This is a genomic window from Rhizobium sp. N324 (assembly GCF_001664485.1).
Lineage (GTDB): Bacteria > Pseudomonadota > Alphaproteobacteria > Rhizobiales > Rhizobiaceae > Rhizobium.
This window is the reverse complement of sequence record NZ_CP013633.1, coordinates 26,681-46,653: the sequence shown is the minus strand read 5'-3', so window position 1 is coordinate 46,653 and position 19,973 is coordinate 26,681. Positions and strand designations below refer to the sequence as shown.

The following is a 19,973-nucleotide window of genomic DNA, read 5'->3' as shown; positions in this document are numbered from 1 at the left end:
TTCTCGATTGACCCCCTTGCTATGTAGATCAGCGCTTCGCCTGCCCGACGCTGGCCGGGGCCAGATCTGAGACCGTGCGATGCAGATATTCGGCACAGGACCCCGCAGGACCATATTCATCTTCATTGTCTTCACGACTTCGAATCAAATCAACTGCTTAGCCTTGAAAGACGGCCTATTCTCCAAACGGAAGTTCAATTTCTTCGCCGTTTCTTTTTCCGCCCTCGGTCAGGACCGTGTTGAGCCGCTCGGCATCTTGTGCTGGCAGCATTCCCGCCCCGGTTCGAATACCTTCTCGCCATGTAGGCCCGCGCCTCCATGCTTCGTTGTAGACGAGCGCCAAGTCAGTAGATCGCCTTGTCTGCTGCAGCGCTTCGAAGAGCAGCGCAGCTTGTCGGATGTCCTTCTCACGCTTCGCCGGCCCCTGCCCGTCCGTGTTTCGGCGGCTGGCGACTATTAGCTTGTGGACGGCATACCGGGACGGATCAGGGACGACGACCGGAACACCGCTTCGGTGGAGCAGCATTGTCCTGACGGGTTCCCTTATGAGGAAGTCGAGAAAGCGCAGTGGATCCGCGCTGGCGCCACCAAGAGCGGGCATCTTCGCCGGCTGATCGATGTAGTCATCCGAACCACGGTTCGACGTCAGGAACTCAACCCTGTAGCCGTCGGCATTCTGAAACGCTGACGAGACCGCGGCTCCCGATCGATGTGGAACTGGACGAAAGCTGGCGTCGACGCCCTGCAGCAACTCAAGGATCGGAGGCAGACTATCTTCGACCTCCCGACTGATGGCATAGTCCTGGGCGATGTCAGCATCGCCGGTCAGGATCGCAGCCATGGGAAGACGGACACCGAGCAGCCCTGAATAGCACTGAAAGGCCACCGTGCCTATGAGAATACCCCGGAGCCGAAAGAGACCGCCATCGGCAAGAGCCTCGACGATATCGCCCGACATGGCGTCAGGGGCGATCATCCCGCCTTCGCGGGTCAGGGTATTTACCAAGCGCCTGCGAGCGCGTAGATCGTCCTTGTCCCGCTTATGATCAGCTACGCGCTGTGCGATAACCGGATCATCAGCGGAACCGACGTAACGACGTTTCGTACCACCATGTCCATCCGGGATGTCGAAATACCAGTACTTGCGCCCCTTGATGTTTGCCGGGGTGAACCGACCCTCCGGAGGGAAATCGGCCGTCCAAGCGGCGTCGAGCGAGCGCTGACCGAGCTCAGCGAGCATCGTCTGATACATGAGGTCGATGGACTTCATAGCTCGACTCCAGGGTTATACTGTTTTTCAAAAACAGTATAACCGTCGTGAGGATAGGTCGCAAGATAGGATGCCGCCTCTATCGCCTTGAAAGGACACCTGCAACAAGCTTAAAAGGCAGGCAGCGCGTCACGCTCATCGTTCAAACCGCTCCAGCATTTTTCTCAACTGCGCGTTTTGCAACGTTAGCTTTCTGGCCAGCTGATCCCTGAGCATCCTGATCTCGTCATCGAGGCTCATCCCGTTTGCAGTTTGGATAAATTGGGGATCGTTTGCAATCGCCACCGCTTCCTTGCTGCGGCTCCTTTGCTCGCGCGGTGCGACTCGGCAATTCGCTTGAGCCTAGCGGCATCATTCGCAGCGGTGACGTCGAAACCAGTACCACCTGACATAGCGGGATCAGCGACCTCCACGATTTCGGCAACTTCGCCGTCGACCTTGTCGTGGACATCGCTTTCGGCTTCTTCGGAATGCACAGGCTTGAGGGAAATTGCACCGGGTTGACCGTGACGAGGTAGCTCCGCGCCTGCCGGCCGACCATCGCTATTCAGGCTGTCCTCGGCAGGCGTTTCAGTCGGACCAGAACTAGGCAACGCCTCCGGCGAAACCTTCTCGGTCGAGCCGTTTTTTCGCTTTTGTTCGCGTCCCGGTGAGACCAGTCGGGCAAGAAATTTCCAGGGAGACGCCATCTATCCGACCTCGCGTTTTATCCCGCAAGCAGGCAGTAAGTCTTCATTCCGGCAACAGCTCACCGTCGCCAAATTTTATCTCTTGATAAGCATGGAAATGCGGCCGGCGATTGACCAGCTGCTTTTATCAATCGAGCTTGAGCCGTTTGCGCAGATCGGCATTTTCAGCGCGAAGTTTTTCAGCCAGAAGCTTGCGCAGCCGCTGATTTTCCTCTTCTAACTGCAGGAGGTCCGCCATTTCATCGATCGCTGTCGTCGGCGCGGCCGAGGCTGTCTGCACCGCCTTCGGAGCACGGCGCACAGGTGCGCGTTTGGCGCTCGCCGCAGCTTCGATCACCCTTGTCTTGCGCCCTCTCCTCTTCACACCACCGGCGCCGGCCAGAGCAGCTGCCGGCTCTGCCGTAGTGTTAGCTGACGTCGTCTCGAGTGCCGCGGCTTGCTTGGCCCTGGGTTTGCGCTGTTTCTTCGGCGTAATTGGCGTTTCGACAACGGCCGGCACATCGGCACTGGTTGCAGTATCAGTCTCGTCGGCCATGCTTATCTCCTGTGCATCTGATGCAGTTGTCGACGGCTCAAGAGGCGGTGTCAACAACGACTCAGCCTGATGTGGTTTTGGTAGAGAATTTTCGCTGTCGGATTTGCCACTCTGAGAGCTATCCGACAGAAACGGCATTGCCTCTTCGTCTAAGTCGCGAGCGACGGACTTTAGGTCCACGTTGCCCCAGATCGAGTTCGACCTAGTATCGAGTTTTCGTCTGCCGCTTTTGTACTCGACGGCAAAACTGCGTTGCACTTTTTTCAATATATAAGGCCTTGAAAATTCACGGGATGATTTGGTGATGGGGCGGTATATCCGAAATAACGATTACCGGGCTGCCCGTCTATAGCCACGCTCAAATGTCCACCTCACCTTTCCAGGAGCAGAATTCGTGGCCAGTCGAATGGGGGATGAGACGGGTGAGGCTACATTGGCCCTGAACGAAGTCAAACCGTACTGATCCAAAAGTTGCACGTGGGCAACTTATCGGCGAGCTTCCTTGTTGTGCATCGCCGGAGTTTTAAAAGATTTTCCGCCAACCCCGACGCGGTCTATGTAGCGCATCCAGAGCGCCGGCGTTGCCAGCGCGCACGGGCGAAGGCCCGATCGATCGGCACCACCGTCGTCACGCATGAACTGCCGAACCCTCAATCGAAGAAGCAATGCGCCTGTCAACCTTGTCTTTCTTTGCTCGCCTGCCGGGCCAGTTCCCTTCGATCCATTATGCGATCTTCCTCGGCACCACAATCGGCGTGGTGACGAAGCTGATAAGGAAATGTCGCTGGGCCGGCACAGTGTTGTATCTTCAAATATGGAAGCCAAGATCGTTGCGACCCCTTGGGCAGAAGTGGGGCGGAGATCGACCATGATCGTCCCGTACCGCGAGGAATGCCGCCAGCTCCAATCATCGATGCCTATAACCCGCGGATTTCCGACGAAACCACTGAGAAATGGGAAAGTAAGCCGCTTTACACCTTCGCCGGAGACAGGAAGCCCGGCGATATGACCGGCGATGGCGTCGGCGGCGTTTGGCATGTCGCCAAGTAGTCCGGCGCACTGGAGCCTTTTACGGCAAATCGAAAAGCTCAAACTGGGATGAGGGCGATGATCCATCCGCGTGCGCGCCTTCCCGGCCCAATATCGAGACACCCCCCCTTCACCGGCGTTTCCGGAACCGGCGTCAGCGCCCCTCCCAGCCGATGCGAGGTGTAGCAGAAGCACGGCGTTCGGCGATTCGAGCAGCGAAGCCGGCACACTCGCTTGTCGGATATCGTCCCGCCGAGCAGCCGCCCAGAGCGGCGAGGCCATTACCCTGACGCCTTCTGCGCCGCGCTCATCAATTCCACAGCCGATGGGTTTTTATGCGCCGGCACAGATTGTGTGATGCGAGAGCACACAGCGTCGAGGTTCGGTCGGTCTGCATCAACGGGCTTCAAGGAAGCCGAGGCCATCCGATTGCGGAAGATGCTGGACAAGCTGCGCTGGAAGCGAAAGCAGCCGCCCCTGCCCTATTCCTGAAGTGCCGCTAGTCGAGCCGACCCTGGTCGCCGAGAGCGAGTTTCCTGGACAGCTGATGGGAAACTTCGCCATCCATCCTAACAAGCGGAGGTGGCGCCTAAGGTGAAATACGCCGACTTCAACCAGATCACTCCGCAGCAAAAAGGTTCCGACGACCCTTCCGGCCATTGCGTACGGACCCAGAACAGATCGTTAGCCTGCGGCTGACGCCAATCGTTCGGCCGCGGCTCACACAGCGCCACTTGGCGTATTCAGGAGCGCCGAGGCTCTTCGCGGAGCGTTGGAAGAGCGAAGCCATTGAATCTTGTGAAGCATTCGGTTGCGCGGCGGGCGGATTTCAACTAGGTTTCGCAGCGAGGCAGTACGCGCTGCCTTGGGGTGTGGAAACCCCTACAAGCGGTTGGTGTCGGCCGATTCGACACCACACTCCTTGACCTTCGGTCGAGGAGCCTGTGGCGTATGTCCAGGTTCCTCGGAACTAAAGGCCACAGGACCGTCTTGTACGGTTTCCAACTCCCCGATCAGTGGGTTTAGCGAGTTTTCAGCGGGGGCGCACCGCGTGAAACTCGCCATCGGGGTGTCCACCATGAAGCGCTATGCAGCAGCACAGGTCCGGACTTCGAGGCCTGCGCAAGCCGAACAGTCGAATTTAGCGGGCGAGTTGGTGCATCCAGTTGATCGGCATGTCGGACAGCAAATCCGTATCCGCCGAATGCAGTCGAATGTATCCCTAGGGGATCTCGGCGCCGGCATCGGGGTCAGTTTGCAGCAGGTACAAAAATATGAAAGCGGTAAGAACCGCGTCAGCGCTTCGATGCTCTACGAGCTTGCCAATTGCCTCAAGATCCCTGTTTCGAGGTTTTTCGAAGGTCTTCCAGATCCCGAAACCACTCAGGGCCAGCAAATCATAACAGAGATCGATGAGAAGATTGCCTACATTTCCACGGCGGAGGGACGGCGTCTGATAGACGACGTTTTGCTCCTTTCTCCGCGTGTGCGCAGCCGGGTCGTTGCCCTCGTCAGCTCGATTGTCGATGAAGAGATGGAAGAACAGAAGTAAGCATCCGAGAGGGCCACTCAGGCGGCTTGATCTGTCGGTGGCGTAAGAGGTATTTGTGGAACTTCAGTGGCTCAGCCGTGGCTGGGTAGGTTCGATTGGTAGCGGTCCGTCTGTGGATACAACCGACACGATATCTGTATAGTCATTTATTGGTGGGTTGTTATGACGATAGGGCTGGTTCGACTCTTGCTATGGGCGAACGTTCTAGGCTGTGTGATGCAGACAATTGGCTGTAGGTTGTCGGCGTGAGAAACGGTTGAGCGTAAAGTCTACAAGGCACCTCTGAGGCTAATAGCCTCGACGACTGTGCGTTCTGTTCGATGGCCGTAAACTCCGATCAACATCAGCGATGTGACAATCGTCGTGGTTATCGTCGATGTGATGAGGCTCCGCCTAACTTTGTCAGGCGTTCGAGAAATGACAAAAAGTGCTCCCCCGATCAACAATCCAAAGATCGTTTGAACACCGATCCCGCCGATCAGTTCACCGAAAAGGAACCAGAAACCGAGGTAAGGCTCTGTGAACATCGAGTCATCGCCCCAATGCAACCGCATCAGCTCGAGGACTAAGAAGGCGACAGCCCCAAACATAAAAGAAAGGCCGACAAATCTCAGCATTTTACCCTCCATACGAGAACGCGACCTTAGCTGCAACTTGCTTTGAATCTATGAAGAGAAATGATAAATTGCCGAACTGGCCAAGAACGTGAACACCATGGCAGCAGGCAGACGTCCCGCGCGGTCTCCCCAATCCACCGAAGCAGGACTTCGAGACGGCCATTGACGTCGTTCACGTTGTAACTGGCGATCAATCTCGGCCTCGACTTTTTTGCGGCTGTTACCGGCAGACTTGACCGGTATCCTTCGAAACGTTTTCCTTTTTCGCCTCGTATGCGACTTCATGCTTCTGACCGGCGGCGACGCGCGCCCGGTCCTGATTTCGTCCACGAACGCGGATTCAAGAAGTTCCGGCCAATTCGTGCGGTGCAAGACATTCGTCGCAGGTGCCGCAACCGGGTGACCTCGATCCTGCACCGCAAAGACCTCCGCGGTGTCGCTCCGGCCGACTGGTAGTTGCTGGCTTTCAAGGACGATAACGAAATCGAAGCTGCTGAGCACGTCTCTCCGCTGGGCGGGAAGCTGTCGATCAGCAAGGTGCAGGACGAAATCGGTTATCCCGTCGACTCGGCAGCTCAGTGAACGGCAGCCGACGTCGGCGCGTTTACACGTGTTGCCCACCTGCCGACATAGGTGCCGATGAGCAGCGTCGTGACATCCTCTAACGATCTCGCGCCGTCGTTGAAGAACTCGATGGCGGCCGAGCACAAGGTTTGCGACGCCTGGTCGTCGGGTTCGACCTCGTAATAGCGGTACCAAGCCTGTACCGCTTCCGAAAGCATGCGGAAGTGTTTGTCGTGCGTTGGCATGTGACATCCTCCAGCTATCGACATAGCGGAGGAGCGATCTACAACAAGACCTCAGTCTCCAACTCTTCGGGATCCTGACGGCGGTCGTTCCCCACTCAAAGGACGCCACAGTCGAGAACGGTCACCTCATGCGGCTTCGGAACATGTCCAAGACGAGAGAACCGGTGAGGACTGCTGCGGTTGCGGCGAACATGGCTGTGAAAGCGGGGCTTGGTTCGAGCGAGCGGGCGATCATCCCCAATATAGGGGAAGACGAGGCCATGCCGACAAACCCCAGGCCGTTCAAGACGCCCAAGATCATGCCACGCCTTCGGGCGGAGATGTGCTCTTGTGCTTCCGCTAAGGCAATCGTGTGGCAGTTGCTAATCGAGTACAAGGTGGAGAGCACGATAGCGGCGACGAACACATTCTGCGCCGGATCGAACGCGAGGGCGGTAGCCAGTACGATTGCTACCCCATAGAGCGCCCCGACGATCGATCCCGCCGACCAACGCTTCATTGCCAGAGCTAGAACGACACCCGTCAACGTGCCTGCCGCGCTCACCGCGGCAAAGGCATTTGCCGCCTGCTGGGAAGAAACCTTGACCACCTCCATGAGGTAGGGCGACGCCCAGGCACTCCTGAACACGGTACCTAGAGATGCACTTAAGAGATAGGTGACAGGAAGATCAGAAACCCGACATTGTTCGGAGAGCGGCTTGCCTCGTCGAGCATCGGGTTTTCCTCGTTTCGATCGGTATTGACTGAGATATAGAGCAAGCCCGATGCCAAGGTCATACAGCACGCCGACGCCGCGACCGCGTATCGCCAACCGAGCATTGAAACAAGCAGCTCGAGCGGCGTTGCGGAGACCAAAGCTCCAAGCGATCCGATGGTGGCGACCGTGGTCGCGACCCGCGCCGCCTTCTGCCACGGAAGTGCCTGCCCATAGTGGAAATAGATCCCCATAATAGCTGGAGCGCAGCCCATTCCGATCAGCCCCTGTCCCAGCAATGCATGTGCGAATGACGTCGCCGTCGCGATCATCGCCGAGCCCACAGCGCCGCGGCGAGCGCTGTCATCGGCAATCGGCATCCGAAGCGATCGGAGAGCAAGCCTACTGGCAATTGCATTGCGGCAAAGCATGCGAAGAATGCCGAGGACAGAACACCAAACTGGCATGGAAATAGTAGGAGATCACGTGAGGATGGGACGACAGATGAACTTTGTCGTCGACCCACATGTTCCATGCGCACTATTCCTATGCCGCCATCTTATGAAGCTGGTCGGTGACCTTTCTGGTGTCGTAGGGCTTCGGAAAAAATACGCTGTGATCGGGCATGTCCCGTGCCGACGGCTTCTGCTTGCCCGGCACGACGATGATTTGGATGGGCGGCCATCTGTCGCGCACCGCCGCAGCGAGCATCAGGCCGTCCATGCTGCGGGAATGTCGATGTCCGTAAAGAGGATGCGGATTCCAGGCGTCGCCTCGAGGATCACGATCGCCTCCGACGCATTGCCTGCCTCGAATGCCTCGAATCCTGCAGCTTCCACCAGATCGACCGTCATCATCCGCAGGAGCGGCTCGTCCTCGACTATCAATCCTTATGCTTCACTTGCCTACCCGTCGTAACCAGCCCGCACTGGTGAAACTTCAAATGCCGGATCGGGTTCCGCTGAGAATGCGATCTCGAAGACCAGGCCCTCCGGGCGGAAGTCCGAACTGCTTCGGGCGCTGGCCTTCGAGGGGAAAGCGCGCTCAATGACTGCGTGGCGTGGCGCAGCGGTATCGTCTTTCACCGTCCCGGAGCTTCTTGCAGCAGATTGCAGCGCAATGACGATCGAAGTGAGGGTATGCCGGCTGAACTTGATTTGGGACTCGAAGCTTATGCTTGACCGCCCCCAACAGAAGACAGTTTCCTTTGAACGGCGCTGACCGACTGGTGGTGGTCGCAGCCGCAGTCTTTCCGTGAGCGCGTCAATCGGTCGGCGGCACGGCATGTTTTCGTGCAGGTTATACGGCAGGCAAGCAGACCACTGGACGCTTCGTCTTCAGATCCGGCCGCATGCGCATCACCGTTTGGGCAACAGGCATCATGGAAGCGCCGCCAGGCAAGAAGAGCGTCGTCTGCGAAGAGAAAACCAAGCGGCTCGGCGTTGGCGGCTAACCGTTAACCAGCGACACCACGAAGGAGCCAGCCCGTCGGGGGACAGATCGCCCCCTCAGCCGCTTCATCAATGTGATTTGGAGTTTGAAATGGATCAATTCGCTACCGCCGACAACACCTCCGCAGCCGCTCGTCGCCGTGAAGCCAGGATTGCGAAGGTTACAGTCTTGAGGACCTAGCCGTCGCCAGCGGACTTACGGTCGCGGAAATCGCAGCGGCCGAGGGACCCCTTCAGATCGTGCCTCAGCACCACCTCGAGCGCATTGAGCATGTGATCTCGTAGCTTTCCGTCTGGGTCCATCGCCGCCTTTGCGCAGATCCGACCTGCAAGGAGCGGCATGAGGGCGAGCCACTATCCAGGTGCGGCAACACGAGGCCGCGCGGCAGGAGCGCGACACTAAGCCCTCTTACCGGGGCGTGGCACAACAGGGCGCGATGTCGCTCGAGAAGTAAGCGCCGTCAACGCGAACCTTGCCCCGGAGACCATGGAACCAGTGGGCCTGGCAGCTCGCCCCACGTGAAGCCGAGAAGACAGTCGCCGAACAACGGCGGTCGCGGGCCCAGAACGGCCAACTCGATCGTTGGCCGCGGCTCAAGCTGTCGCCATCATCGGCTGTATCTCAGTACAGCTGAGGACCCCTGTCCCGCGACATCCGAGAGACAGCAATGACCTGGTCTTCCGGCACCAGCAAATCGTGTTTTTCAGCGAAGGCAGCGTACAGGCCGCGTGCCGTCTCCGGCTCGATCTCCCCGCGGAGCGCGGCACCGCAAGCCTTGAGAGCGATGGAATGCGCACTATCCCGCAACGACGCCGGCCATTCGGCGAGATGTCGGTAGGCGTCCATCACGCTGCGGACCTCAACTGGAAATCCAAGACCAACAAGAACCGAAACAGGCTGTCTGAACATATCGGGCTTCATCATTCTCTCCTTCCCTAGCCGCGATGTTGATGAGCGCCATCGCGCTGGCGCCGTTTGACGTCTTCGCATTCGAACGTCGCCTGCGCTGAAACAGTCGACGGCATTCGATTTGGTTTTTGGCTTTTTCGAATTCAAGAGGAATTGCAAAATAGCTCGTCCTCTCCTGGCACTGATCCGCCCAGTGCCATGCGGTCGCTTTCGTGGCGCCTCTGCTGAAATCAAGGCTCGACATCGTCCTGATCCAGCGAGCTCCGACGCATGGCTCAGGCGCTGGATTTATGACATCCACGACGAATAGCTCGGACTTGAACCCGATTCTATTCGTTTTGGTACGGTGCCGGACACGGTAGCGATGGGAACATGCAGTTCGGAACTCTCATGGATGCCTGGTTTAGGCCTCGCAAAGACAATCAACCACAAAGGTGAACTCATGACTTTCAAGATCCTTGCGACGTCAGCACTCGCTCTTGCTCTTGCGACATCTGCCATGGCTCAATGCTCCGGAGGCTCTGGCGGCTCAGGAAGTTCCAGCGGCGGCGCATCGTCGGGCAGCGGTGCGTCCAGTACCAATGGCGGCGCATCGGGCACCAATGCGACGGGCGGCAGCAATATGAATGGCAGCAGCGTTGGTAGCAATTCCACCGGGTCTGGAGCTGACGCCGGCAATCCAACGGATAGCAGCAGCAACTCTGGCGCGTCCGGTGGTGATCCGAACGACTGCCAGCGCGCAGCGGGAAGTGGCACCGGCAATCCGACTCCCAATAGTTCCGCACAATCAGGCGCGGCCAATGCTTGCTGAAGTCATCCAGTCTGGCCGGTAGTAGCAAAGGTGCTCCAGGGACAAACGCAGGCTCGCCAGCTTTCGCGGGCCTGTGTGCCACTAGCGACCGCTTTTGAACTACCTTGTTGATCACGCCGATCGCGATTGCGCAAAGCTGGGCGTCCGAACTCGCCTCACAGAAACGGAGAAAATCTAGAACGTCTTTTGCGGTAGTGGATATGCTCCCAATTACCCTGCCTGGCGCCCTGCAGCCTAACGGCTTCGATCTTGTCACGAAGCCACGCTCAGTCGCCCGCGATGCTGTGTCGGCATGCCGAGCGTTACTAGCAGCGCTGCCCGCATCGGCGCAGTATCTTGATGAAGGCGGCCCGGAGCAACATGCGGCGAGCGTCCTATTCGTCGTTCAATAGGGCGATTAAGTCGAAGATCCCGTCCCCTGCTTTATCAAACTAACCACCCGCGCTATCTCCACGGGCTTGTCGAGGCGCTCTACAGTCTTAAATCGCGGAGGGATCCACTGGAACCGTAACCAGTGACGAATGCGAAGGGTGCGTTCCGAGCCGCCAGCGCGTCTGCGATCGGGATCGCCGACTCTCCATCGAGATTCAGGTCAAGTATAACAAAGTCCAGGTGATCCGTTTCGTCGAGAAGTGCCAGCGCGTCACTCAAGGCGCCGACCGGCCCAACCACCTGCACCGGCACGGGAAAGCGAGCTCGCCAGTTCGTCGGCGATGAAATAATCATCCTCAACAACGAGGATCGCCAGGCCAGTAAGGGTTTCGATGGTCATCCTGGACTATTTCTTCCGAGGTCGAAAGCTATGGGAGCGAGAATTGTGCAGCGGATGCCGCCGGCGCCCATTTCATAGGTGGTCTTAGCTTTGAGTTGATACGGGAGCGCGCGCTCGATGAGCTCCCGCCCATAGCCAGAGCCCTGCGCCGGCGCGTCGTCGCTCGGCACGTTTTCAACCCCGGTTTCCACCCACTCCAGGAGCAAGGCCGGCGATCGGCCGTCAGATCCATTTTGCAGACGCCATCGGATCGTAAGACCGCCTTGTGGAGCTGCCAGCGCTCCGTATTTGACAGCGTTGGTCGCCAGTTCATGGAGCGCCGGAGCGAATGTCTGGATCGCTCGCGATCGCAAGCGGATCCCCGAAGGCCCGTCCAGCGTTATCTTTTCCCTGTCGCTGACATGCGCGGCCAATTCCGCCTCAAGCAGATCATCGAACGTAAGCCGTTCATATTCGCACAAATGCGAGAGAAGACTTTGGACTCTAGCAACAGCGGCAAGCCTGTGCCCAAAAGCCTCGGCGAAGTCTTCCAACGTTAGGCTTGACTCGATCGTCTTGAGCGACAGCGACCGTATGACCGCAACGATGTTGCGGGTGCGATGTTGGAGCTCCGCCAGCATCACCTCCTGGCTGCTCTGCAGTTCCTTCAGCTGCTGTACATCAGTGCAGGTCCCCAGCCATTCGAGCCCCAAGCCGCTTCCTGGAAGCGAGCGGCTGTGGTGCCAGATATATTCCGCATCCGAAGCGCGAAGGATACGATACTCGCATTCGAGGCCACCCTTGGCTTCCGCCTCCCGCCAGGCCGCAGTCACCAAGTCACGGTCTTCGGGATGAATGGCGTTTAGCCAACCCATCCCGACGCTGTCTTCATCACGCTGTCCTGTGAACCGTTCCCACTGCGGGCTTGACCAGATGCGAAGGCCAGCGGCTCGCGCCCGCCAGACCAGTTGCGGAACACCTGCTATGAGCGATCGCTGCAAGGCTTCGCTCTCCAAAAGCCGCTGTTCGGTTCGATGTTTTTCGGTAACATCCTGGCCGATCTTGAGGAACCCTCTTACCGAACCGTCGGGGTTTCGCAGGCACACGGTCGAGCCGTCGACGAAAACCCGCGAGCCGTCCTTGCGCACGTGCCATCGCACGTCGGGAGCCGAACCTTCCCGTCTGGCCGTCTCGATCTCCTTGCGATCCTCGCCCTGCGCCCGATCTTCGGGAGTGAAGAGTTCGCTGCAAGACATTCCGGCGGCCTCCTCCGCCGTCCATCCGAAGACTTTCTCAGCACCCTTATGCCAGTCGACGATCCGATCCTGCGGGTCCGCGACGAAAATCGCGTAGTCGCGGGCATTCTCGACGACCAGTGCGAAACGTTCCGCCGCCGATTGAAGGGCCTGCATCTTGTGGAGCCTGTCGATCACCGGACCAAGGATCGTGGCGTAGGTTCTGAGGAATTGTGTGTCTTCCTCGCCGAAATCCCTCGGCTCGACGTCGTCGACCTGAAGCAGACCGAAAGTACGGTTGCCCGGTAAGAAGATCGGGACGTTGGCGAGCGCGGCGACACCGGCCGCTCGCATGAAATCGGGCGTTTTGAACCGCTCTTCCTTTGTGATGTCCTGAGTGATTACCGGCTCGCCGGTCCGGATTGGATAGGTCTCGGACGAATGGTCCTCCATGTCCAGCTCGAGACCGACGATGTCAGGCTGCCATCCAACTGCCGCTCGCACGCGCAGCTTCTGACCACCCTCCTGAATTTCCAGTACCTTGGAGCGGCGCGTTCGACAGCGTCGCTGACCAGACGACAGGCCTCGCTCAGGACCGCATCCAGATCGTCGGAGCGAAGCGCAAATTCGCCGAAATCGGCGAGGACTTTCTGACGCTTGATTAACTGCCCATGATCCAGCACTTGCTTCCTCGGGCCTGTCATTTGAATTCCCCCGAACATCCTTATAGACGATCAGTTCCCGACGATGCGCGGCCAGCAGCTGGCATCATTCGCCTGGAAACTGATTTAGCGTTGGCACGGGATTTAGCTAGTCAGGGAAGGATGCCCTCCCAATCGTATGGCCACTGAACTCGTCTTCGGGACTTACTCAGAGTTATCTGCCCGAGATAAGCGAGCGTCGCCAAATCTGCGGCGACACAGCTGTCCAGTCTCCCCCGCACCCCATCTACAATCCAGTCCTCCTCCCTCGCCGACCTTGGGAAACCAGACGCCGCGGCGTCGTTACACTCTCGGACCGCACGAAAATCAGTCTCCTGTACGCTGCGCCCCATATGGCAGTGGTCGTGCGGTCCACCACACCTAAATCATTCGATCTCGCGATTGGTAGGAACTTGCGGGAACTCTCGACACTGACGGTGGTTAGGCGCTTGGATTGTTGGACAGCGCATGCCCTGCGCTCTTCGCGATCCACCCCTCCGCAGGGGTTCGGGCCGCGCAGTGGCAAGCTTTGGTCCCTTCCCACTTCGACCGCTGCTGCGCGGCCGCCTATTCATTTTCTCCTTGCACGTGGCCAAATTAAGGAACATATCGACCACCTCGACATGCTAAAGTCGAAGCTTGGTTGAGGATCACGTTCGGTGATGACGGATGTGCTGGCACCGGATCCTTTCTCCGCCTTCTCGGAAACCTGTACATCCCGGGAGCACGCGCGTGAGCTTCTCTGATCTGGTGGGCAGACACGTCCTCGTCGCAGAGGATGATTACGATCAAGCCCAGGACATGGCGCGCGCGATCGAAAAGCATGGTGGTGACGTCGTCGGTCCCTACCCCGATATCGAGGCAGCGTTTCTGGCGCTCGGAAAGGCGGCGATCGACGCCGCGGTGCTCGACATCAGGCTGAATGCCGAGGACGTATTTCCACTTGCGGACGTTCTTCGCGAAAAAGCATCCCTTTCTTCTTTGTTACCGGGTTCGACAGGGACGTGCTGCCGAAGCGATTCCGCAAAGAGCAAATAATTCGGAAGCCGGTTGCGCCCTTCGAAGTTCTGATCGAGGTGGCATTAAGAATCTCGCGTAAGGCGTCGCGACATTGACAGAAAAAAGTCAACTGCCTGGCCTCCTAGTCGGCCGGCGCGGCGGGAGCTCGGACCGAAGTTGCGCGATCGCAAGCGCCAGGGCCGTTGGGGCGTCCCTTCCGACGAATGGCTTCAGGTAATGCGGGACCCATTTGAACCGCGGCGGGATCATCTCGCGATCGTAACCTGTCAGAAAAATGAAAGGGATACCGTCGCGACAGAGGCTTTCCGCAACGGGAAACGAGGTGACGTCGCCGACTTTGACGTCGAGAATAGCAGCGTCGATCACATCCCGCCCGCAGGACTGCAGCGCTTTTTCGACCGTCGGGAAAGGGCCGATGACATCGGCGCCGTGCTCCATTAAAGCGTCGGCGATCGTCCGAGCCTGAAGGTACTCGTCCTCGACGACGAGGACTTTCTTGCCGTTGAGGTTTCCTTGCGACATTAAAGGCATCCTCCTGCTCCACCAACCTTTAAAAGCCGTGGCGGTTCCGCATTCACTCGGCTTTCGAGCCGGGCTCGCTGCGAGGCAAGATTACTCCCGGTGGCCCGCCGGAGCAATTGTGGTTCCAGTACACAGTCATCGAGCGACCTGGTCTGAAATCGACCGCCTTGAAAGGATTAGAACCCACGACCCTGCTGTTAGAAGAGACCTCCGTCTCAAATTCTTCAACAAGATAGATCGGTTTGACCTCGATGTACTGACCGATTTGATGCAGACTGGCTACTTCCGGAATGTGGTCGTCATCGGACGGCCGAAACTCGATCTTCGGGGTTCGGTGGAGCCGCGGCTGGTCAAAGCAAAGCGGCGACAAGGTGCGGTGGAGTAGAGCACGTTCCCGTAGGCATGCTATCGCAACGGTCGCCATTCAAATGGCTTCCGGCTTCGAGCGCCACGACGCTGTCCGTCGTTCCGGAAAGCCACGCAGCTGCGGCCTAACGGCGAGAATGGAGAGGATATGTGGATCGCGTCAATCCGTTATAGACACAGGGCAACGCCAGTTCGCAAAATTGCCTGGGCCATCGTTGCGGCCGCCGACATCGCCACATTCCGACGGTATGACCCAATAGATAACCCGCCCCCGCCACAAGAAAGGTCAACAACACGGCAACGATTGCAAAGCGCCCATGGGCGCCTGCTTTGATGCCGAGGATTTCGAGGAAGAGAGAGTCTTTGGGGTCCATTGCGCAGTCCTTTCACCAAAAGAATATTGGTGGGCTGCTACTGCTACGCAGTTTAGCAGCCGCTGGAGGCTTGCCAAGTGGCGGCGCCCAAAGTCGGCCTAGATCAGATTTTCTAAACTACTGATTTCGCGACAAAGTATTTTTGCTGGCAGGCTCTTCCGTCTAAACTGCTGTCCACGGGAGCGTACCGGCGCGCATAATTCCGAACCGCTCCACCCCCACACGGTTTCCCTGAACCCGCGCGTACAGCCTTTTTTGCCCGATGCGGAAAAGAATTTGGGCTTCGACCTCAAAATCGTAAGATTATGAGCAGTGATTTGGTCATTCGGGAACAGCCATGAATAATAGGGCGCAGCAGCCACAAAGAGAGCACCACTTTTTCGTATCGATTGCGAAGTTTCTTTTTCATCACCCTCAGCATGGCATCGTCGCTGTCCGCGATCCCATAAGGCTTGCCGATGCGAAGCGACGCAAGCTGGATCCCATCATACTCTACGGCATCACCGTCGCCGGCTTGCCAATCCGTTGGCTGACATTCTCGAGCGTCGGCCAGCGTAAATCGTTGCGCGCGGTGCTGTTGGCAGCCTGGAGGGACGCGGAGGGGTTGCGTGGCATGCCGGATGTTCTTCGCGTCAACCGCTATGTGGCACAGGCAGATCCCGAGCTGGTGGCGGATCTCGCCAGGATCGACGTGCGCCTTGAGGTTGCCGACGCCAAGGATAAGACGGTTCCTGCATCCCTGCGCTCGGCTCATGATGCCTCCCGATGGTTGTCGCGACGGCACGACCCGGTCGATCTGTCGCTGGCGGCATCCGTGGAAGCGCTATGTCTGGATGCACATGCAGATCATGATTGGCGAGCGAGCCGCAGTCCTCGCGGCCTGAGCAATCGAAAACTGGAGGATGGCATCGAGCGATGGCTGGATTTGCCGATGCGCAACCCGTCATCTGTTCCTCTCGAAGAGATGGATTGGGAGGCTGGCCCATGGCTGTCATCCTGGGAGACGTCGCTCCCACCAGATCAGCCCCGTTATTTTCATCACGACGGCATGAGCCGAAGAACTTGGCTGCTTCTGGGAGAGGAGCCGTCGGAGGATACCGATGACGACGATGACGAATTCCCAGTCTACGAAGAGCACGACAATACCCCTGAAATCGCCAGGAACCTGGTAGCCTGCTGGCCTAACCCGTCGAAAGAGGTCGCAGCCGAAGCCGGGATCACCCTGCGCCAACTCCAGTGGTTTACCTCAGAACGCGCAACGCTCGCCAAGTCGACCCACTACGACCTGCGGCATCTACTGGGTATCGAATACGATGAACGGATGGGCGGCTATACGCCCGCGGGACCTTACGTTCTGATCGCCAGAAAAGCCCAGGCGATCGAAGCAATCTATCAGGAGATCTCCGGGGGCGGTGATGCCTGCCCCTGCGAGCTCGTTCCAGCTCAGGGACAGGCCGATCCGAGCTGGAGGTACGTCTTGATCAATGCCCATAGCACACCGCCGACTATTATCATGGCCCCTCGCGGCGAGACGATCACGGAACGCCTTCCCGACCTGATTGTGAACTACGAAGGCATCCGGCCGGTTTCGCCTGCGTTTTACCGCGATGTGGTTACCACCTGCGCCCGAGCTTGCCAGACACCTCGGGCGAATATCCAGGAGATGACGGAATTCGCGAAACGATACGAGCGACACTGGATCGATTGCGCGTGGCTTCCGGACTGAATGTTCTGGTAGAGCGTAGCCCTGATGTCTGATCGTGTTCGAACATACCGGCCTGGATTCTTTGCGCGCTTCCTTCCCCAGGGAAAATGGACGGTAACGCTGCGCCCGTCTTTGCCGGCGACGGTACAAATTAGACAAAACGGCGCCAACCATCTCGCCTGCCTGGATATTGCAGCCATTTCCGTTGGCAAGGCGTTGCTCTGGCATTCGGTCGAAGTCCGGTCTCGCAACAATGTCTACAGCCTGCCCTGCCTTGGAGAAGAGGCCGCAACCCGGCTCGCGGCCGATCTCTACAGTTTCATTAACAACCACCTCTTCGATCTGATCGGCTCCGATACCGAGCATCTGAACGCGGTGGATACGAAACTGATGGGTATAGTGGAAGGTCAACGCCAATATCTCGCCCAAGCTGACCTTGCGCGTGCTATTGCCAGTGTGGATGGTGAAGCCGCAGTCGCGCTTTCGCACCCCCTGTTTGATCCGGAATTGATGACGACCACCTTGAAAGCGACGCTTCCCCGATCGCTCGCCTTCATCACCGATCCGGATGTGCGCCATAGATATAACGATGCGTTTGTCTCGGCCGAGCTGGCGAGATACCGATCGTTCTTCGACGATCTGGACGGTCGGTCCTTGTCCGATCAGCAGCGCGAAGCTTGCATTCGACTGGAAGACAACAATCTTCTTGTCGCCTCCGCCGGCTCCGGTAAGTCCGCCACGATGGTCGGCAAGGTCGCCTATGTCCTCGACAAGCAGCTTTATCGCCCGGAGGAGATTCTCGTGCTCGCCTTCAACAAAAGCGCAGCCGACGAACTGAAGGAGCGAATAGCGCGGCAGCTGGCGGTCGATCCGGACGATCTGGAAAGCAAGGTGACCACGTTTCATGCGCTTGGTCGCGGCATTATCGAAGAGGTGGAAGGCCGCCCGCCACAGCTGGCTGACTGGGTGGAACACCCCGCCGGCGAAGCCAAGATCATCGAACAGATCATTGACGAATTGCTGCGATCGGACCCGGAATTCGCCCGGCTCTGGGTCAATCTCCTCGTCCTTCATCCCAAGGCGGATATTCCGGCAGAGGCGTTCGATTCCAAAGCAGACTACGACCGCTACCTCTCAACCCGTCGACGGAAAGGCAATGCGACTATTGGCACGATGGCTGGCGTCTATGTGAAGTCTCTCCAGGAGCACGCCATCGTCAACTGGCTCTGGCTGCACTCCGTCGAATTCGAGTATGAACGTCAGATCCCCATTGAAGAGGATATTGGCGAGATCCGACATGTGCATCCGGACTTCCATTACCCTGCCAGCAACACCATCCATGAGCACCTCGCCATCAATGCGGACGGTTCCTCTCCGTTCGAAAACTACGTCACCCATGCCGAACAGAAGATGACCGCATACCATAAAGCCGGAATGGACGTATTCCAGACAACATCGGCGCAAGCGCGCGACGGATCGCTGCTCACAGTCCTACAGGAAGAAATCACGAAAGGAGGCATTCCGCTCGAACAAAGAAACTACACGGCAATCGTCAAGGTTCTCGAGCCTGTGGTCATCAAGCATTATCACAAGCTGGTTGCAGTCTGCATCAAGCACATCCGCGCCAGCCATCTGACCCTCGACATGCTGCTTGAACGTGCCAAATCGCTCCATGACCGGACCCGCGCCCAAGAATTCGCTCAGGCGATCTGGAAGATCACGGAATCCTATTCCCGGAAGCTGGAGGAGGACAATCGCATCGATTTCGACTCGATGATCGCTAATGCCACACGGCTCGTTGAGACGGGGAAGTGTCAGAGCCCCTACTCCCTGATCCTCGTCGATGAGTTCCAGGATATCTCGGAACCCCGCGCGAACCTGATCAAGGCGCTTAAACACCAGAAACCGTTCACCAAGATCTTTGCCGTCGGTGACGACTGGCAGTCGATCTATCGCTTTGCCGGCTCGGACATAACCATCTTCACGCAGTTCGAGGCGAATTTCGGAGCGAGCTGGCAAGGTCGTCTGGAGCAGACTTATCGTTGCAATCAGCTGATCGCAGAGACGGCCGCCAGTTTCGTGCAGAGAAATTCGGCTCAGCTAAAGAAGTCGGTACGCTCGACACGAGCGGCTATTCCGCGGTCGATACGGGTCATTCCGATCAGTGGTGACTGGAGCAAGCCGGATTTCGGCAAGGCGTGTCACCAGCTATTGCGACGTCTCGATACTTTCCTCGGCGGGATTTCGGGGCAATGGCGGAGCGATGGACGCGGAAAGCTCAAGGTGATGGTGCTGTGGCGCTACAACCAACTCGATCCGTTCAGGGGTGCACCGCCAAAACTTGAGCACATCGAGGTTTCGGGACTGTCATTCCATCGCGCCAAAGGGCTTGAGGCCGACTACACGATCCTGCTCGATGTCAGCGAAGGCGATTACGGGGTGCCGAGCCGGATTGAGGACGACGAGCTTCTCAATCTGGTCATGCCACGACCAGAAACCTTCGAGTTTGCCGAGGAGCGTCGCCTCTTCTATGTCGCATTGACCCGCGCGAGCCGGGGTGTGTTTCTGCTGACGAACAGCCGCGAGCCTTCACGATACATCCGTGAGCTCTCGGAAATTGCCGGCGACAATCTACGATTTGAATCCATCGATGGCGAACCCCTGCATCAATGTCCTAAATGCCGTATCGGCCAGTTGGTCGAGAGGAAAGGCCGCGATAACGGCGGGTTTCTTGGGTGCAATCAGTATCCCGAATGTGATCACACCGCGCGATCGCACTAACCCCTCCGTCTCCGCCGGCTAAAATTAGTAGTATCGAACACACCGGAGCGTTCCAGTCTGTGTAAAGCGGTGAAATTGCAGTCTCGATAGCACCCGAAACAAAGAAAGATATGAGAGAGGTACTACCTGCCGTCGTATTATCTATTTCGAA

General features: G+C 57.9%; 15 protein-coding genes and 7 pseudogenes. 8 read left to right on the top strand and 14 right to left on the bottom strand.

Annotated features, from left to right (window positions below; all coding sequences use genetic code 11):
* Positions 1-175: 175 nt before the first annotated feature.
* The 3 genes and pseudogenes from AMK05_RS25815 to AMK05_RS25805 form a co-directional block, all read right to left on the bottom strand.
* Positions 176-1,270 (bottom strand): nucleotidyltransferase family protein, encoded by a 1,095-nt coding sequence (locus tag AMK05_RS25815; RefSeq protein ID WP_012489416.1) that lies wholly within the window; start codon positions 1,268-1,270, stop codon positions 176-178.
* 135 nt (positions 1,271-1,405) lie between these two features.
* Positions 1,406-1,959 (bottom strand): annotated as a pseudogene (locus tag AMK05_RS25810) (hypothetical protein).
* A 127-nt stretch (positions 1,960-2,086) separates the two neighbouring features.
* Complete coding sequence (locus AMK05_RS25805; protein ID WP_064842402.1) at positions 2,087-2,761, bottom strand: hypothetical protein; 675 nt, start codon at positions 2,759-2,761, stop codon at positions 2,087-2,089.
* A 690-nt stretch (positions 2,762-3,451) separates the two neighbouring features.
* On the opposite strand from AMK05_RS25805, the pseudogene AMK05_RS35675 reads away from it, so the two are divergent.
* The 3 genes and pseudogenes from AMK05_RS35675 to AMK05_RS25800 form a co-directional block, all read left to right on the top strand.
* A pseudogene (locus AMK05_RS35675) lies at positions 3,452-3,544 on the top strand (hypothetical protein); the annotation flags it as partial.
* 369 nt (positions 3,545-3,913) lie between these two features.
* Positions 3,914-4,096: pseudogene (locus tag AMK05_RS35670) on the top strand (non-homologous end-joining DNA ligase); the annotation flags it as partial.
* A 505-nt stretch (positions 4,097-4,601) separates the two neighbouring features.
* Entirely contained in the window at positions 4,602-5,075 is a 474-nt protein-coding gene (locus tag AMK05_RS25800) for a helix-turn-helix domain-containing protein (RefSeq protein WP_064842841.1), read from the top strand.
* Positions 5,076-5,344: 269 nt separating this feature from the next.
* Here AMK05_RS25800 and AMK05_RS25795 read toward each other — a convergent pair whose 3' ends face one another.
* The 3 genes and pseudogenes from AMK05_RS25795 to AMK05_RS35660 form a co-directional block, all read right to left on the bottom strand.
* Positions 5,345-5,692: a hypothetical protein gene (locus tag AMK05_RS25795; RefSeq protein ID WP_064842400.1), complete on the bottom strand. Its 348-nt coding sequence runs from the start codon at positions 5,690-5,692 to the stop codon at positions 5,345-5,347.
* Between the two features lie 101 nt (positions 5,693-5,793).
* A pseudogene (locus AMK05_RS35665) lies at positions 5,794-5,886 on the bottom strand (exodeoxyribonuclease III); the annotation flags it as partial.
* Positions 5,879-6,032, bottom strand: a pseudogene (locus AMK05_RS35660) (DUF3606 domain-containing protein); the annotation flags it as partial. The pseudogenes AMK05_RS35660 and AMK05_RS35665, both read right to left, overlap by 8 nt.
* Positions 6,033-6,148: 116 nt before the next feature.
* On the opposite strand from AMK05_RS35660, the gene AMK05_RS35995 reads away from it, so the two are divergent.
* A complete protein-coding gene (locus AMK05_RS35995; RefSeq protein ID WP_257784967.1) occupies positions 6,149-6,274 on the top strand; it encodes a hypothetical protein in 126 nt (41 codons plus the stop codon).
* Here the strand turns inward: AMK05_RS35995 and AMK05_RS25790 are convergent.
* The 4 genes and pseudogenes from AMK05_RS25790 to AMK05_RS25775 all read right to left on the bottom strand — a co-directional run bounded on the left by AMK05_RS25790 (position 6,268) and on the right by AMK05_RS25775 (position 8,052).
* Complete coding sequence (locus AMK05_RS25790) at positions 6,268-6,501, bottom strand: hypothetical protein (RefSeq protein ID WP_064842398.1); 234 nt, start codon at positions 6,499-6,501, stop codon at positions 6,268-6,270. The two genes, AMK05_RS35995 and AMK05_RS25790, sit on opposite strands and share 7 nt — an antisense overlap.
* A gap of 121 nt (positions 6,502-6,622) precedes the next feature.
* A complete protein-coding gene (locus tag AMK05_RS25785; protein ID WP_064842396.1) occupies positions 6,623-7,096 on the bottom strand; it encodes a hypothetical protein in 474 nt (157 codons plus the stop codon).
* Positions 7,097-7,146: 50 nt separating this feature from the next.
* Positions 7,147-7,575 (bottom strand): hypothetical protein, encoded by a 429-nt coding sequence (locus AMK05_RS25780; RefSeq protein WP_064842394.1) that lies wholly within the window; start codon positions 7,573-7,575, stop codon positions 7,147-7,149.
* 166 nt (positions 7,576-7,741) lie between these two features.
* A pseudogene (locus AMK05_RS25775) lies at positions 7,742-8,052 on the bottom strand (response regulator).
* Positions 8,053-8,368: 316 nt separating this feature from the next.
* On the opposite strand from AMK05_RS25775, the pseudogene AMK05_RS33655 reads away from it, so the two are divergent.
* Positions 8,369-8,585 (top strand): annotated as a pseudogene (locus AMK05_RS33655) (hypothetical protein); the annotation flags it as partial.
* 683 nt (positions 8,586-9,268) lie between these two features.
* Here the strand turns inward: AMK05_RS33655 and AMK05_RS25765 are convergent.
* From AMK05_RS25765 to AMK05_RS25755, 3 genes are all read right to left on the bottom strand, one after another.
* Entirely contained in the window at positions 9,269-9,568 is a 300-nt protein-coding gene (locus AMK05_RS25765; protein ID WP_064842839.1) for a DUF982 domain-containing protein, read from the bottom strand.
* Between the two features lie 1,442 nt (positions 9,569-11,010).
* Positions 11,011-11,139: a hypothetical protein gene (locus tag AMK05_RS35990; protein ID WP_257784983.1), complete on the bottom strand. Its 129-nt coding sequence runs from the start codon at positions 11,137-11,139 to the stop codon at positions 11,011-11,013.
* Positions 11,136-12,857, bottom strand: a complete 1,722-nt coding sequence (locus tag AMK05_RS25755; RefSeq protein ID WP_335725714.1) for a PAS domain S-box protein — start codon at positions 12,855-12,857, stop codon at positions 11,136-11,138. The genes AMK05_RS35990 and AMK05_RS25755 overlap by 4 nt, the downstream gene beginning before the upstream one ends.
* 929 nt (positions 12,858-13,786) lie before the next feature.
* Here AMK05_RS25755 and AMK05_RS25750 point away from each other — a divergent pair.
* Positions 13,787-14,092: a response regulator transcription factor gene (locus AMK05_RS25750; protein WP_064842389.1), complete on the top strand. Its 306-nt coding sequence runs from the start codon at positions 13,787-13,789 to the stop codon at positions 14,090-14,092.
* Between the two features lie 87 nt (positions 14,093-14,179).
* Here the strand turns inward: AMK05_RS25750 and AMK05_RS25745 are convergent, their stop codons facing one another.
* Positions 14,180-14,596 (bottom strand): response regulator, encoded by a 417-nt coding sequence (locus AMK05_RS25745; protein ID WP_064842387.1) that lies wholly within the window; start codon positions 14,594-14,596, stop codon positions 14,180-14,182.
* 1,077 nt (positions 14,597-15,673) lie between these two features.
* Here AMK05_RS25745 and AMK05_RS25735 point away from each other — a divergent pair.
* Positions 15,674-17,062: a hypothetical protein gene (locus AMK05_RS25735; RefSeq protein ID WP_064842382.1), complete on the top strand. Its 1,389-nt coding sequence runs from the start codon at positions 15,674-15,676 to the stop codon at positions 17,060-17,062.
* A gap of 24 nt (positions 17,063-17,086) precedes the next feature.
* Positions 17,087-19,822 (top strand): UvrD-helicase domain-containing protein, encoded by a 2,736-nt coding sequence (locus AMK05_RS25730; RefSeq protein ID WP_064842380.1) that lies wholly within the window; start codon positions 17,087-17,089, stop codon positions 19,820-19,822.
* Positions 19,823-19,973 lie beyond the last annotated feature (151 nt).